This window comes from Corynebacterium kroppenstedtii, assembly GCF_016894245.1.
Lineage (GTDB): Bacteria > Actinomycetota > Actinomycetes > Mycobacteriales > Mycobacteriaceae > Corynebacterium.
Window position 1 is genome coordinate 1,551,269 of the sequence record NZ_CP069792.1, and the last position, 15,066, is coordinate 1,566,334.

Genomic DNA, 15,066 nt, shown 5'->3' on the forward strand with positions numbered 1-15,066 from the left:
GACGCGAGGTTTGGCAGGCCGGGTCTCCACAAATAGAGAGAAATTGTTTTCCGAATAACCAACGACACCACAGGAGTGTGCATCCGTGAAGAGCTCCGTTGAGCAACAGAGCGCGACTCGCGTAAAGCTTACTGTCGAAGTTCCTTTTGACGAGCTGCAGCCGGAGATCGACCAAGCCTATCGCTCGCTGGCGCAGCAGGTCACACTCCCTGGCTTCCGTAAAGGCAAGGTTCCTCCGCGTGTTCTTGAAGCTCGGCTCGGGCGTGGGGCGATCCTCGACCAAGCTATCAACAATATGCTGCCCAGCCGCTACAGCCAAGCCGTCGAAGAGCACGACCTCAAGGTCCTCACGCAGCCGACCATCGACATCACCCGGTTGGAAGATAATGAGCTCGTTGAGTTCACCGCGGAGGCTGATGTCCGCCCGGAGATTGACCTTCCCGATTTTTCCACAATCGCTGTCGAAGTTGATCCGCTCGTTGCAGACGATGCCGCTGTTGACGCTGAGCTGGATAACCTCCGTGCACGTTTCGGCACTTTGAAGGCAGTGGAGCGCCCAGTTCAGAAGGATGACTTCGTCTCCATCGATCTGTCCGCGACTGTGGGTGGCGAACCCGTTGACGAAGCCACGACTGAAGGCCTTTCCCATCAGGTTGGCAACGGTGAGCTCATTGAGGGCTTGGACGACGCCCTGGAGGGCATGAAGGTTGATGAATCAAAGACCTTTACGTCGAATCTCGTTGCTGGTGACCACGAAGGCGAAGAGGCCGAGGTCACTGTCACTGTAAAGTCGCTCAAAGAACGTGAGCTTCCCGAAGCAGACGATGACTTCGCTCAGCTCGCCTCGGAATTCGACACCATCGGTGAGCTCCGTGAGTCCCTGGCAAAGCAGGTCGAGGAAAACAAGAAGGCTGAGCAGGCCTCGTCGATCCGGGACAAGGTTCTTGAGAAGGCTCTGGAAAAGACCGAGTTCGAGTTGCCTGAAGCCGTCGTCGAAGAGCAAGTTAAAGGACAACTTAACCAGCTTCTGCAGCAGTTCAATGGTGATGAGAAAGCCTTCGACCAGCTTCTCGCCGCACAGGGCAGCAGCCGCGAAGAGTTCGATCGCGACACTCGATCCAGCGCCGAAGAGGCCGTGCGGACTCAGTTGTTCCTCGACACCCTTGCTGACGAGCTCCAGCCAGAAGTGAGCCAGCAGGAATTTACCGAGCACATCATGTTCACCGCCCAGCGGTACGGCATGGAACCGCAGCAGTTCATGCAGGCTATTCAGGCGTCGGACCAGATCGGTGCCCTTTACGCCGATGTTCGTCGTGGCAAGGCTTTGGCTGAATCCATTTGCACGGTCTCAGTCAAGGACACAGATGGCAACGAGATCGACCCGAAAGAATACTTCGGTGAAGAAGAAAACACCGATGAGACTTCTACCGGGTCCGCCGATGTTGATGCTTCTGAAAACAGCGAAGCAACGCCGTCGGGTACCGAGACTGAAGAGCCAGCTGAATTCGATCAAGCGGCGGAAGCTCCCGTGGCAACCCCCACCGATGACGAGTCAGAGGACACTGAAAAATAAACCGCTGACTAGCGGATAATTTCGACACTGCCCCCACGCCCCGAATGGTGTGGGGGCATCGTCATCTCATACCGACGCACGCTAACAGCGAACAGAGCACAAAAGGCGAGCTACTCTTGACCGAATTAGCTAGTCTGGGGTGCACCCAAAAACATTGGAAAGTGAGAGTACATAATGAACTTTTCCTCAAATGACACTGGAGTTAGTACTCAGAAGGAATATTCTGCCCCCACCATGGACAATGGGACAGCAGGATTGAACCTTAACGATTCCGTCTTTGAGCGATTGCTCCGGGAACGCATTATCTTCCTCGGCACCGAGGTTAATGACGACATCGCCAATCGGCTGTGTGCACAGATCCTCTTGCTCTCTGCCGAGGATCCGACGCGCGACATTTCCTTGTATATCAACTCGCCCGGTGGCTCTGTGACCGCAGGAATGGCTATTTATGACACCATGACGTACGCACCGTGTGACATCGCCACGTACGGGATGGGCCTGGCTGCATCAATGGGTCAGTTCCTCCTCACAGCGGGGACGAAGGGCAAACGCTACGCTTTGCCTCACGCTCGCATCTTGATGCACCAGCCGTCGGCAGGTGTAGGCGGAACGGCAGCTGATATAGCCATTCAGGCAGAACAATTCGCTCGCACCAAGCGCGATTTGGCCGAACTCAACGCGCAGCACACCGGCCAATCTTTGGAGCGAATTCAAAAGGACTCCGACCGTGACCGCTGGTTCGATGCCCAGGAAGCCTTAGAGTACGGCTTTGTCGACCACGTGATTACATCCGCGAAGGAGGAGACAGAGTAGTGGCCACGAACCCTAGCGATGAACTCAACCAGTATTCTTCTTCTCAACTGAACGGGGTTTCCCACATGCAGATGCCAGAAAGCCGCTACATTCTCCCATCATTTGTCGAGCACAGCTCGTTTGGGGCTAAAGAATCCAATCCGTATAACAAGCTTTTTGAAGAACGCATCATCTTCCTCGGTACTCAGGTCGACGACGCCTCCGCTAACGACATCATGGCTCAGTTATTGGTTCTCGAGGGCCTAGATCCGGACCGCGATATCACGATGTACATCAACTCGCCCGGCGGATCGTTCACGTCGCTCATGGCCATTTACGACACCATGCAGTATGTCCGTCCCGACGTAGTCACTGTCTGCTTGGGGCAAGCTGCGTCGGCAGCCGCCGTCTTGTTGGCAGCCGGCACTCCGGGTAAGCGTGCTGCGTTGCCGAACGCGCGCGTTCTTATTCACCAGCCAGCTACGCAAGGTACGCAAGGTCAGGTTTCTGACCTCGAAATTCAGGCCGCAGAGATTGAGCGTATGCGGACCTTGATGGAGACCACCTTGGCTCGTCATACTGGCGTATCAGCGGAGCAGATCCGTATCGATACCGACCGCGACAAGATCCTCACGGCAGAAGGTGCGAAGGAATACGGAATTATCGATCAAGTATTTGATTACCGGAAGGCCTCTGCACAGAAGTAGGGGGGAATACCTACGCCACCAGGGCCGATGAACCGGAAGTGCCGGTTTGCTGCCCAGTTTTATAATGAGATGGCGCTGAGCCCAGAATGAGCACGGAATCGACGAGTTTCGCTGCTATTCTGGGCTTTGGTCTCGGATAGACAACCATTAACGGTTGTACGCCTACGAAGTCGTTAGGGGTCAAGGTAATTTATGGCACGTATGCAGGAAAGCGCCGATGTCCTGAAGTGCTCTTTTTGCGGAAAGAGCCAAAAACAGGTCCGCAAACTGATCGCGGGCCCAGGTGTGTACATCTGCGATGAATGCATTGACCTGTGCAATGAGATTATCGAAGAAGAATTTGATAATTCACCCGCACAGAAGACGGACAAGGCGCTACCGAAACCGTCTCAGATCGTCGACTTTCTCGGCGACTACGTCATCGGCCAGGACGACGCTAAGCGGACCCTAGCCGTGGCGGTCTACAACCACTACAAGCGTATTCAAGCCGATGAGAATGACCATCACAGGTCTGACGACGATATAGAAATCGCGAAGTCCAACATCCTCATGCTGGGCCCGACTGGCTCCGGCAAGACCTATCTGGCACAGACACTGGCCCGAATGCTTGATGTTCCCTTCGCCATGACCGACGCAACCAGCCTGACTGAGGCCGGCTATGTCGGCGAAGACGTGGAGAACATCCTTCTGAAACTCCTCCAGGCTGCAGACTTTGATGTTGATCGTGCCCAGCGCGGAATTATTTACATCGACGAGGTCGATAAGATTTCGCGTAAATCGGAAAACCCCTCGATCACGAGGGACGTGTCAGGCGAGGGCGTCCAGCAGGCATTGCTGAAAATTCTCGAAGGGACGGTGGCCTCGGTCCCGCCGCAGGGTGGCCGGAAGCATCCGAACCAAGAATTTATCCAGCTAGACACGAAGAACGTCTTGTTCATTGTTGCCGGGGCCTTTGCGGGTTTGGAGAAAGTCATTGGTGAGCGACGCGGAAAGCAGGGGCTTGGATTTGGCGCGAACGTGTCCTCCACAGAGGAAAACGAACTCGATGCGTTCTCTTACGTCCAGCCAGAAGACTTGGTGAAGTTCGGGCTAATTCCTGAGTTCATTGGACGCCTCCCGGTCGTCGCTACTGTGAATGATCTTGACCGTGAAGCACTAGTTCGTGTCCTGACCGAACCAAAGAACTCGCTGGTTAAGCAGTACAGCAGGTTGCTCGACATGGACGGCGTAACCCTGACCATGGAAGAGGGCGCGCTTAACGCCATTGCCGACAAAGCCATTGAACGAGGTACAGGCGCCCGTGGTCTGAGGGCGATCCTCGAGGAGATCTTGGGGCCAGTTATGTTCGAGGTTCCCGACTCGGAAGACGTTTCTGAAGTGGTTATCTCAGAAGAATGCGTCACAGAAGGTGCTGAACCGAGGCTGATTTCCTCTACGGAAGCAGAGAGGGAGTCTGCCTAAGAGCCTGTCACCTCAAAGGCCGGCTACTTCACAAACGTGAATGGCTGCAGACGGTTCACGCGGACTTAGTCGCGGTAAAACTCCGAGAACGGACCAAATTGTTCGTCGAATCGATTCGTTTCATTAGGAGCCGGTGCATCACTGCCATCCAAGAGATCACCGTCACCATATAGTGGCGTATTCTCACGCTCACTGGCGCGAAGTTGCTCGGTTGTGACGGTGTAGGAATCTCCCTCGCGTGTGGCCATCGTCGTCGTTAATAGGCTGATCACAGTATCTTGAATCAGCGCATTAATGCCATCGCGGTTGGTTTCGTCGCCGGTGGCTACGTCGTACATAGATCGAAATGTCGACTGGTTATACGCGGGAAACATCGCTAACGCGCAGATAATGAAGTAAATATCGATCGCGGAAACTCCCGGCCGAAACGCACCGTGATCCTGGCCATTCATGAGTAGGCGTCCGATCTGTAGGACGGCGGGTGAACCAGAAAAGATGTGTACATCGGCGTCTTGGGGAAGAATCCCAAGCAGGTTTTCCATGGCTAGCATCCTCGCCGACCGTGGCTCAGCAAAGAACTTCCTCACAAGGATGTCAATGAGCTGCCGGATCGCCTCAACCGGCACGTCACTGTCAGGAATAAGATCTTCTGCCTTGGGATGGAGGAGCGTTTCCGCATAGCGCAGACACTCCATGTACAGGCCTTTTTTGTCGCCGTAATAGTAATGGATCATCCGTTTAGAGACACCGGACGCGCTCGCGATATTTTCAAGGCGAGCCTCGTTATAGCCGACGTTAGAAAAAACGGTCAGCGCGGCGTCGAGAATTTCCTCATGCTCAGGGGCTGAGGTCTCAGCGTCATTTGAGATAGGTTCGGTATCGATGGAAATGAGGTCGGGTGCTGAGGGGGAGTCGTTGTGTATAGGCGATGTTGACATACTCATTACTTCGAACGGGGTTGACATCTATGGCTTCAGTTCGCGGCGTGCTGAGTCTGTTGCCTCATGCTCCTTGATCCCTCATCGACTGGTTCACATTATCGACGAGCTTATGATCCAGTCCGCCACCAACCTCCACGTGCTAGTGATGCTGATCGACTAACGGTGGTAGAGGAACAGTTACGGTCTCGACCTGGTGCCATAATTACCAACACAATCGTAGACTTTAGTTTTTACTTTCTGCATTATCTCCTGGTTTATCGCAGTTTGCAGAGGATTTTTGACCATTTTCGGGGGTAGTAAAGCGCATAGTGTTCCGATCAATGCCCGCCTTTATACGATCGGCGCGAGGAACTACCCCCTTGCCGAAAGCATCGCTATCACGCGGAGAGCATCGCTATCACGTGGAGAGCACAATCAATGTCGCTGTGTGGAAGGATCGGTGTGGAGCCGACGCCACGCCACATCCGTAGTCACGCAGACCGTAGGAGTTGGCGACGTGTTCTGGGATTCCAATAAAAATCTGTAAATGCAGGGTGGCCCGGTTAAGGAGTATCGTTGGGGGAGCGCAGACCTACCGTTCCGTAGTTTTTCTGGGCAACTCACCCCGCTCGTAGTAGGTGAATGGCCCGACAATGAACGGCTGGTACGCGGTACACCGATTTTTAGGGAAGGTTTTAATGACTGCTGAAGGAAAGAATCCCGTCAACGTTGCTGTTTCCGGAGCATCCGGACAAATTTCGTACTCTTTGCTCTTCCGCATTGCTTCCGGTGATGTCTTTGGTAAGGACACCCCGGTTCACCTCCGCTTGCTCGATATTCCGCAGGCTGTTTCCGCTGCTCAGGGTGTCGCGATGGAGCTCTTTGACGCTGCATTCCCGCTCGTAACCGGTATCACCGTAACGGATAAGGCGGAGGAAGCATTCGAGAATGCTCAGGCGGTTTTCTTAGTTGGTTCCAAGCCCCGCGGTAAAGGGGAGGAACGTTCGGATCTCCTCGCAGCAAATGGCAAGATTTTCGGGCCCCAAGGTAAAGCAATTAACGATCACGCTGCTAAGGACGTGCGCGTCCTCGTCGTGGGGAACCCTGCTAATACCAACTGCCTGATTGCGAAGGCTAGTGCTCCCGACATCCCAGCGAACCACTTCACCGCGATGACCCGTCTGGATCACAATCGGTCCTTGGCTCAGCTGTCTGAAAAACTCGGTGCCCCGGTGAAAGACTTCGCGAAGATGACGGTGTGGGGTAACCACTCTGCTACTCAGTTCCCCGACGTCACCTACGCCACGGTCAATGGGGAGTCGGTTGCTGACAAAGTCGATGATAAGTGGCTAGCCGATGAGTTCCGTCCGCGTGTTGCCAAGCGTGGGGCTGAGATCATCGAGGTGCGGGGTAAGTCCTCGGCTGCATCAGCAGCTTCAGCGGCCATCGACCACATGCGCGATTGGTTCGCCGGAACCCCGGAGGGCGACTGGGTATCGGTATCGCTTCCGTCGGATGGTTCTTACGGTATCGACGAAGGCCTGGTGGCCTCTGTGCCGTGCCGCTCAGTTAATGGCGAATGGGAAGTCGTTAAGGATCTGGAGATTTCCGACGCACAGCGCAAGCTCATCGACGCCAATGTGGAAGAACTCCGTAACGAGAAGAAGGTCGTGGAAGATAGCGGCTTGATCTAGCCTTGGCAACCCTCGACGGCTCATAATCGGTTGTTAGGCCGTTGATGAACGGTTGATAAAGGCCCGGCTCTCCCTGGTGGAAGAGCCGGGCCTTATGCTGTCGTTGCCCCGAAACGGCATATGTCCTCGGCCCGTTTTAGAATGAACCTCATGAATTCAGCCCGTCACACGCCGCAAGGCTCCTCGTCATCATCGAAATCCTCTACGACGAACCGCGCAGACCTCTTACCTAAGCAGTGGAATCCCGCGGATGTTGAGAAGAAACTTTATGAGAGCTGGCTAAACAAGGGCTACTTCACGGCGGATGCGTCGTCATCGAAGCCGTCGTATTCCATTGTTTTACCGCCGCCGAATGTGACCGGGCAGTTGCACATGGGGCACGCACTAGACCACACGATTATGGATGCCCTCGCTCGCCAGAAAAGGATGCTAGGGTATGAAGTCCTTTGGCTCCCGGGCATGGATCACGCGGGTATCGCCACCCAAACCAAGGTTGAAGCCCTTCTTAAGGAAACAGAAGGCAAAGATCGCTTCGATTACGGCCGTGAGGAATTCGTCGACAAGGTGTGGTCGTGGAAGAAAGACTATGCCGAGAGAATCGGCAACCAGATGCGCGCGTTGGGGGATTCTCTGGACTGGTCGCGTGAGAGGTTTACCCTCGATGAGGGGCTCTCGCGTGCAGTTCAGACCATGTTCAAAAAGCTCTATGATCAGGGGTTAATTTACCGCGCGAACCGAATGGTGAATTGGTCTCCAAAGTTAGAAACGGCGATCTCGGATATCGAGGTCGTGTACTCCGACGATGAGGGTGAGCTCGTTTCTATCCGATACGGTTCACTTAACGACGACGAGCCACACGTCATCGTCGCCACGACCCGTGTTGAGACGATGCTAGGTGACGTCGCGGTGGCCGTCCACCCCGACGATGATCGATACAAGGATCTCGTCGGTAAAGAGTTACCGCACCCCTTTATTGAAGGCCGCATGATGAAGGTCATTGCCGACGATTATGTCGACCCGGAATTCGGCACAGGGGCTGTGAAAATCACACCGGCTCATGACCCCAACGACTTTGCGATGGGCCAGCGCCATAGCCTCGATATGCCTGTCGTGCTGGATAAGACGGCGCATATTGCGGACACAGGAACGCAATTCGATGGCATGGATCGGTACGAGGCGCGGAAGGCTATCACGGAGGCGCTGCGAGAACAGGGTCGAATTGTGAAGGAGATCCGCCCCTACGTCCACTCAGTGGGCCACTCCGAGCGAACCAAGGAGGCTATTGAGCCCCGCCTGTCCGAGCAATGGTGGGTTAAAGTCGAAGACCTTGCCAAGATGGCATCCGAAGCAGTGAGCAGCGGTGATACCGTCATTCACCCGGAAAGCCAGACACCCCGCTGGTTCGATTGGGTCGACAACATGCACGATTGGTGCATTTCTCGGCAGTTGTGGTGGGGGCATCGGATTCCGATTTGGTATGGGCCCGAGGGGGAAGTCGTCTGTTGCGGCCCCGATGATGAACCACCATCAGGCGAGGGCTGGCATCAGGATCCCGATGTGTTGGATACCTGGTTTTCCTCTGGTCTGTGGCCATTCTCGACGATGGGCTGGCCGGATCACACCGAGGACCTGGACAAATTCTATCCGACGTCCGTGCTGGTCACAGGATATGACATCCTGTTTTTCTGGGTAGCCCGAATGATGATGTTCGCCACCTATGCCGACACCCTCAAGGATTCAACCCTTCGTAAGGGCCAGGGAGCGACAGCGAAGGATGGCCGTCCCCAGGTACCGTTTACCGATATTTTTCTACATGGTCTTGTGCGCGATGAGCAAGGCCGAAAAATGTCGAAATCGTTGGGTAATGGTATCGATCCTATGGACTGGGTGCGGGATTATGGCGCCGACGCCTTGCGCTTCACGCTGGCCCGTGGGGCAAATCCGGGAACAGACCTGCCACTCGGCAACGACGCCGCGCAGTCCTCACGTAACTTCGCGACGAAGCTCTTTAACGCAACCCGGTTTGCGCTGATGAATGGCGCGCAGGTTGGTCCGTTGCCAGATCGCTCATCCCTCACGGATGCTGACCGGTGGATTCTGGATCGGTTGGAGGCGACCCGCCAGTACGTTGATAAGTCCCTGGAAAAGTACGAATTCGCGAAGGCGAGCGAGGCCCTGTACCACTTTACGTGGGATGAGTTCTGCGACTGGTACTTGGAAATCGCGAAAACACAGATCCCTCGCGACCCTGATGACAATGACACAACCGGACAAGCCACACAATGCGTTATCGGCCGAGTGCTGGACACCATTCTCCGCCTACTGCACCCGACGATGCCCTATGTGACGGAAACCCTGTGGACCGCGCTCACCGATGGAGTAGACGGACAGAAAGAATCTCTGGTTGTTTCTGCCTGGCCCGATGCGTCGATGACAACAAACGGTGCCGACGTAGACCCTGTTGCTCAACGTCGTGTGGAAGACCTCATCAAATTGGTGACGGAAATCCGCCGTTTCCGTTCTGACCAGGGCGTAAAACCATCACAGCGGGTACCAGCGCGCGTTGATTGTTCCGCGGCAGATCTCCAGGCGCAAGAACCTGCCATCCGTAATTTGGCCCGTATCGACGAACCCTCGGAGGGATTCTCTGCAACGGCTTCCATTGAACTGCGCTTATCGCAAACCACGATTACTGTCGAACTGGATACGTCCGACACCGTCGATAAGGACGCTGAGCGCAAGCGGATGGAGAAAGACCTCAAAGCGGCGAACAAAGAACTGGAGACCACCGGTAAGAAGCTAGCCAACGAGAACTTCCTCACGAAAGCGCCGGACGCCGTGGTGAACAAGATCCGTGAACGTCGAGCGATTGCCGAGGAAGAGGTTGCCCGGATTTCAGCTCGGTTGGCAGACCTCGGATAAGCCCCTGAGGAATAAGCCCCAGAGAATGTGTACACATTGCGTACGAACGGTATACAACGACGCGGGATACAAGAAAGAAGGTATGAATGGTGGCAGGTCGTGACGAGGATGACCTCGATAACGAGGGAGGCATCCCCAATTCCCATCACGACAGGGTTGAGGGTAATTCAGTCGATCCGGCATCGATGAGCCCGGAGGACATCAACGCTGCGATCTCCGATGATCTCGAAGTCAACGATGCCGGGCTGACGTTGCCCTTGAGCGACGATACCAAGCCGGAGGTCGTGCACCGCACCATCACACCGGACGATCTTGAGGCGCTGGCGGATGTCGAAGACCAGCTCAATTCGCGCTGGCCAGAGACGAAAATTGATCCCACCCTGGATCGCATGCATCAGGTGCTTGATCTGCTGGGTGATCCTCAGCACGCCTACCCATCTATCCATGTTGCGGGGACTAATGGGAAAACCTCCGTGACTCGGATGATTGAATCCCTCCTTCGCGCGTTCCATCGTCGAACCGGCCGTACCACCAGTCCCCACCTGCAGTCAGTGACTGAACGAATTGCTATCGATGGGGAGCCCATCCACCCTGCAGACTTTGTGCAGACCTGGACATCCATTAAGCCCTTCGTCGAGATGGTCGACCGCCGATCTGAGGATGACGGGGGACCACGTATGAGTACCTTTGAGGTGCTCACGACGATGGCATTCGCCGCGTTCGCCGATGCGCCCGTCGACGTTGCTGTAGTTGAGGTCGGAATGGGGGGCCGATGGGACGCAACCAATGTCGTGCACGGGGATGTGACCGTGATAACCCCGGTGGGAATGGATCACTCCGAATACCTGGGTGACACCATCGAAGAAATAGCTTCCGAAAAAGCGGGAATTATCAAGTCTCGGTGGGATAAGGATGATCTTTTGACTCCCCCGGATAATGTCGCAATTATCGCTGAGCAGGACCCCGCCGCGATGAATGTGATCCTGGAACGAGCGGTGTCCGTCGATGCATCGGTGGCTCGCGCCGGCAGTGAATATGGCGTCGTTGAAAGATCCGTCGCCGTTGGCGGGCAGACCGTAACTATCCGTGGGCTTGGTGGAACATACGAAAATATCTTCCTACCATTGTCGGGCGCGTATCAGGCCAGAAATGCTGCAACAGCTCTTGCCGCCGTTGAGGCTTTCTTCGGTGCGGGAAGTGGCCGTCAATTGGATGTCAACACTGTCCGGGAGGGCTTTGGTAACGTCAGTTCACCCGCCCGTTTAGAGCGCATACGAACCTCGCCCTCCGTTTTTGTCGACGCCACCCATAACCCCCAAGGCGCCCGGGCTCTAGCTGAAACCCTTCATGATGACTTTTCCTTCCGACGCCTCATAGGCATCGTTAGCATTTTCCAAGACAAAGACGTCGTTGGGGTTTTAGAAACGCTGCGCGACACGTTTGATGAAATCGTTGTTACAGAGGTCGACTCGCCTCGAGCTATGCCCGTCGACGAGTTAGCCGAGCTAGCGCGCACTATTTTCGGCGACGAACGCGTCCATGTTTCAGCCTCCATGGCCGATGCCATCGAAGACGCTGTTGCCCTCGCCGAAGAGGAAGGCGAGGATGAAGGCTATGGCTTGGCCGGGACAGGGGTCGTGATAACGGGCAGTGTTTATTCAGCAGGCCGTGCGCGTGCACTGCTAGGAAAGGAACCGGAGTAGTGGTGAATCGAAGAGAAACAGATTCGGGGCGTGATGGCACTCAGCGATCCAGCGTTAATGGTGACGACGCTGTCGAGTATGGGCCCTTAGGACCTGGGCACGATCCCGTGAAGGATCCGTTGAAAGGTTTGCGGGGAGTGATGGCCGGAACCTTGATCATGGAGTTCATCACGTTTTTACTGGTTCTCCCTGTGGTAGCCCGCGTTGATGAAGGCGCGTATAACACGCCTTTTAACATCATTTCGGTGATCGTCTTTTGCGTTGCCTTATTGGTGATGTCGTTCCTGCAGGGGAAGTCATGGGCCCTGGGGGTCGACTTGTTTTTGCAGATTGTCGCCATCATCGGGTTCATTGTTCATCCAGCGATGGGCGTGATGGGGATAGTTTTCGCACTCGTCTGGGCTTATATTGTTTACCTGCGCAAAAACTTGATTGAGCGGATGAAACGTGGGTTGTTAACTACTCAGCACACATAAATCCGCAGAACGTGTGGGGGAGAACAGGGGGAACGTGGAGGGAGAACTGGTGGTAATCCGGGGGGCCGGATGGGGCATCATCGTGGCTACCGTCGGAAGGCTAGTCAAGCCACCGCTTCATAGCCCGACCGCCTCTTCGGGATGTCGATGTAATAATATGTTCAAACGTCAATAATATTGTGGCCTGTAGGCTATTCCTTCGATAGGTCATCGCTAGGCCGTCGCTGGCTGCTCCAGCCTGGCGGGAACCTCATTCCCCACACTGATCACGTAACGAGAGACACCAACATGGCTTCACATCACACCGATCCTATTCCCGGTCGAATCCGGGAACGTGGGGTCTTCCATCCGGGTACATGGATTGCAGCTGTCATCGTTGCAGTCTTAGTCGCGATGTTCATTCACGGCCTGATCACAAACACTAACTATCAGTGGGACGTGGTCAATGACTACATCCGCGACGTGAACGTCGTTAAAGGTGTCGGCTGGACCCTGTTGCTGACCGTTCTGGCCATGGCGATTGGTATTGTGCTCGCCGTGACCGCGGCTATTATGCGGCAAAGTGAGAATCCTGTCCTTCGTTCCGTTGCCTGGGCGTATATTTTCGTTTTCCGTGGAATTCCGGTCTATACCCAGTTAGTTTTCTGGGGACTGCTGGCTGTTCTGTATCCGAAGCTGTCTATGGGAATCCCCTTCGGCCCAGAGTTCTTCACATTCGATACATCCGACATTATTACCGCGTTCTGGGCTGCAACATTGGGGCTTGGCTTTAACGAGGGTGCCTATCTCGCCGAAATCGTCCGATCCGGTTTGGAGAGCGTGGATGAAGGCCAGCATGAGGCCGCGCGAGCCTTAGGTATGAAGCACAGCACCGTCCTTCGTCGAATTATTATTCCGCAGGCTATGCGTGTCATTATCCCGCCACTAGGAAATGAAACCATCGGCATGCTGAAGACGACCTCCCTGGTTTTGGCCGTGCCGTTTACTCTAGATTTGCAATACGCAACAAATGCCATTGCCAACCGTCTCTATGCACCGATCCCGCTGTTGATCGTTGCGGCGCTGTGGTACCTCGTTGTGACCAGCGTGCTCATGGTTGGGCAGTACTTCCTCGAGCGATACTTCGGCCGCGGTTTTGATAAAAACCGTAGCTCTAAACGAATCCAAAAAGTGGCGTCTGACCCGTCGAAACTGAGCAAAATCCCGGAGGTTGAACAGTGAGTAAGCCCGTAAACCCGGATCAGAGTACATCGACGGCCACGGCCGGTTCAGGCGAACCGCTAGTTGTCATCGACGGTTTGTGGAAAGCCTTCGGTGAGCTCGTCATCCTCAAAGACGTGTCTTTATCGGTCAATCGTGGCGATGTCACCGTGCTCATCGGGCCATCAGGGTCGGGCAAATCGACTCTGCTGCGATGCGTTAACCAACTCGAGCAGATCCAGGCAGGTTCCATTCGGATCGATGGAGAGCTGCAGGGGTATGAGCCAGAGCCCCTTTCCGACGGTCGGCTCCAACGTCTTAAAGCCAAAGACATCTCCCGGCAGCGCTCCCGTATCGGGATGGTGTTTCAGCGGTTTAACCTTTTTCCTCACATGACTGCCTTGGAAAATGTCATGGAAGCGCCCCGCCGAGTTAAAGGTGTGCCCAAGGAAAAGGCCAAGAAACGGGCGATGGAGCTCCTGGAACGGGTCGGGCTGGGGGAACGCGCGTCGCACTATCCGGGTGAATTGTCGGGTGGCCAGCAGCAGCGTGTCGCAATCGCGCGTGCGTTGGCCATGGAGCCAGAAATTATGCTGTTCGACGAACCGACGTCAGCATTAGACCCTGAGCTGGTCTCTGAAGTTCTCACCGTTCTCCAAGAGCTTGCCGAGAGTGGAATGACCATGATCGTGGTGACTCACGAAATGGGATTCGCCCGCGAAATGGCGGATAACGTCGTGTTTATGGATGAGGGGCAGATCGTGGAGCAAGGTGCTCCGCAGGACGTGATCAATAACCCGAAGTCAGACCGACTCCAAGCTTTCCTCCAGTCGGTGTTGTAAAACGAGCGACCCCGTGCTGGGTGACCAGTCCAATGTTGGGCGAGCAGTCCCCTCTAGGAAAGACGCTTTGCTAAGCCTTTCAAGCGTAGGCGTCTCATGACTTACAATGATGGTATGTCTGAACGTACCCTCATTCTGATTAAGCCCGACGCAGTTAAACGAGGCCTCGTAGGAGAGATTCTCGCCCGTATCGAGAGTAAGGGGCTAACATTCTCCGCCCTGGATCTGCGCCTGGTAGACCGGGAAACTGCGGAAAAGCACTACGAAGAGCACAAAGACAAGCCGTTCTTCAAAGATCTTATTGAATTCATCACATCGGGGCCGCTCGTTGCTGGAGTTGTCGAAGGCCCACACGCTATCGAGGCCTGGCGACAGCTTGCTGGAGGTACCGATCCTGTGAAGAAAGCGACACCGGGAAGCATCCGCGGTGATTTCGCACTCGACGTTGACGCCAATGTCGTTCATGGTTCGGACTCGCCCGAATCTGCAGAACGGGAAATTGGCATCTGGTTCCCGAATCTCTAAATTCGTATCGGCCCTGCACCATGACCGCATGACAAATGACCGCATGCTGAAGGTCTGGGAAAGATAACGGCACCCCATTCTCACAGGCCGATGGCCTGTTTGAGAGGGATTGTGTGGACGAGGGTTGCTGATGCGCCGTCCTCTAGTCCACCTATGACAAAATAATATTCGGAATGCAGACGGGCGAAGCTGCGCTGCAGTACATGACCGCACATTGTGTGCCCCATCTGTCGTTGAACAGCGAGGAGCTA

12 protein-coding genes are annotated in these 15,066 nt (G+C 55.0%); 11 read left to right on the forward strand and 1 reads right to left on the reverse strand.

What is annotated here, in order from left to right; translation table 11 throughout:
• Positions 1 to 85 precede the first annotated feature (85 nt).
• The 4 genes from tig (at position 86) to clpX (ending at position 4,533) form a co-directional block, all read left to right on the forward strand.
• Complete coding sequence (gene tig / locus I6J23_RS06795; protein WP_204581419.1) at positions 86 to 1,573, forward strand: trigger factor; 1,488 nt, start codon at positions 86 to 88, stop codon at positions 1,571 to 1,573.
• Positions 1,574 to 1,747: 174 nt separating this feature from the next.
• A complete protein-coding gene (locus tag I6J23_RS06800; RefSeq protein WP_204581420.1) occupies positions 1,748 to 2,386 on the forward strand; it encodes an ATP-dependent Clp protease proteolytic subunit in 639 nt (212 codons plus the stop codon).
• Between the two features lie 65 nt (positions 2,387 to 2,451).
• Positions 2,452 to 3,072 (forward strand): ATP-dependent Clp protease proteolytic subunit, encoded by a 621-nt coding sequence (locus I6J23_RS06805; RefSeq protein WP_041629449.1) that lies wholly within the window; start codon positions 2,452 to 2,454, stop codon positions 3,070 to 3,072.
• Between the two features lie 192 nt (positions 3,073 to 3,264).
• Positions 3,265 to 4,533: an ATP-dependent Clp protease ATP-binding subunit ClpX gene (gene clpX / locus I6J23_RS06810; RefSeq protein ID WP_204581421.1), complete on the forward strand. Its 1,269-nt coding sequence runs from the start codon at positions 3,265 to 3,267 to the stop codon at positions 4,531 to 4,533.
• A 65-nt stretch (positions 4,534 to 4,598) separates the two neighbouring features.
• On the opposite strand, the gene I6J23_RS06815 is transcribed toward clpX, so the two are convergent.
• Positions 4,599 to 5,471 (reverse strand): TetR family transcriptional regulator, encoded by an 873-nt coding sequence (locus tag I6J23_RS06815; RefSeq protein WP_052722194.1) that lies wholly within the window; start codon positions 5,469 to 5,471, stop codon positions 4,599 to 4,601.
• Positions 5,472 to 6,151: 680 nt separating this feature from the next.
• Here I6J23_RS06815 and I6J23_RS06820 point away from each other — a divergent pair.
• The 7 genes from I6J23_RS06820 (at position 6,152) to ndk (ending at position 14,815) form a co-directional block, all read left to right on the forward strand.
• Positions 6,152 to 7,147: a malate dehydrogenase gene (locus I6J23_RS06820; RefSeq protein ID WP_204581422.1), complete on the forward strand. Its 996-nt coding sequence runs from the start codon at positions 6,152 to 6,154 to the stop codon at positions 7,145 to 7,147.
• A 150-nt stretch (positions 7,148 to 7,297) separates the two neighbouring features.
• On the forward strand, positions 7,298 to 10,069 hold the full coding sequence (locus I6J23_RS06825; RefSeq protein WP_204581423.1) for a valine--tRNA ligase: 2,772 nt from the start codon (positions 7,298 to 7,300) through the stop codon (positions 10,067 to 10,069).
• A 185-nt stretch (positions 10,070 to 10,254) separates the two neighbouring features.
• On the forward strand, positions 10,255 to 11,772 hold the full coding sequence (folC, locus tag I6J23_RS06830; RefSeq protein WP_239455047.1) for a bifunctional tetrahydrofolate synthase/dihydrofolate synthase: 1,518 nt from the start codon (positions 10,255 to 10,257) through the stop codon (positions 11,770 to 11,772).
• A 107-nt stretch (positions 11,773 to 11,879) separates the two neighbouring features.
• Positions 11,880 to 12,248 carry a DUF4233 domain-containing protein gene (locus I6J23_RS06835; RefSeq protein ID WP_412523823.1) on the forward strand — a complete coding sequence of 123 codons (369 nt, stop codon included), beginning with the start codon at positions 11,880 to 11,882 and terminating at the stop codon, positions 12,246 to 12,248.
• A 288-nt stretch (positions 12,249 to 12,536) separates the two neighbouring features.
• Positions 12,537 to 13,469, forward strand: coding sequence for an amino acid ABC transporter permease (locus I6J23_RS06840; protein WP_204581424.1), 933 nt, complete (start codon positions 12,537 to 12,539; stop codon positions 13,467 to 13,469).
• Positions 13,466 to 14,290: an amino acid ABC transporter ATP-binding protein gene (locus tag I6J23_RS06845; RefSeq protein WP_275431230.1), complete on the forward strand. Its 825-nt coding sequence runs from the start codon at positions 13,466 to 13,468 to the stop codon at positions 14,288 to 14,290. The genes I6J23_RS06840 and I6J23_RS06845 overlap by 4 nt, the downstream gene beginning before the upstream one ends.
• Positions 14,291 to 14,404: 114 nt before the next feature.
• Positions 14,405 to 14,815: a nucleoside-diphosphate kinase gene (gene ndk, locus I6J23_RS06850; protein ID WP_204581425.1), complete on the forward strand. Its 411-nt coding sequence runs from the start codon at positions 14,405 to 14,407 to the stop codon at positions 14,813 to 14,815.
• Positions 14,816 to 15,066 lie beyond the last annotated feature (251 nt).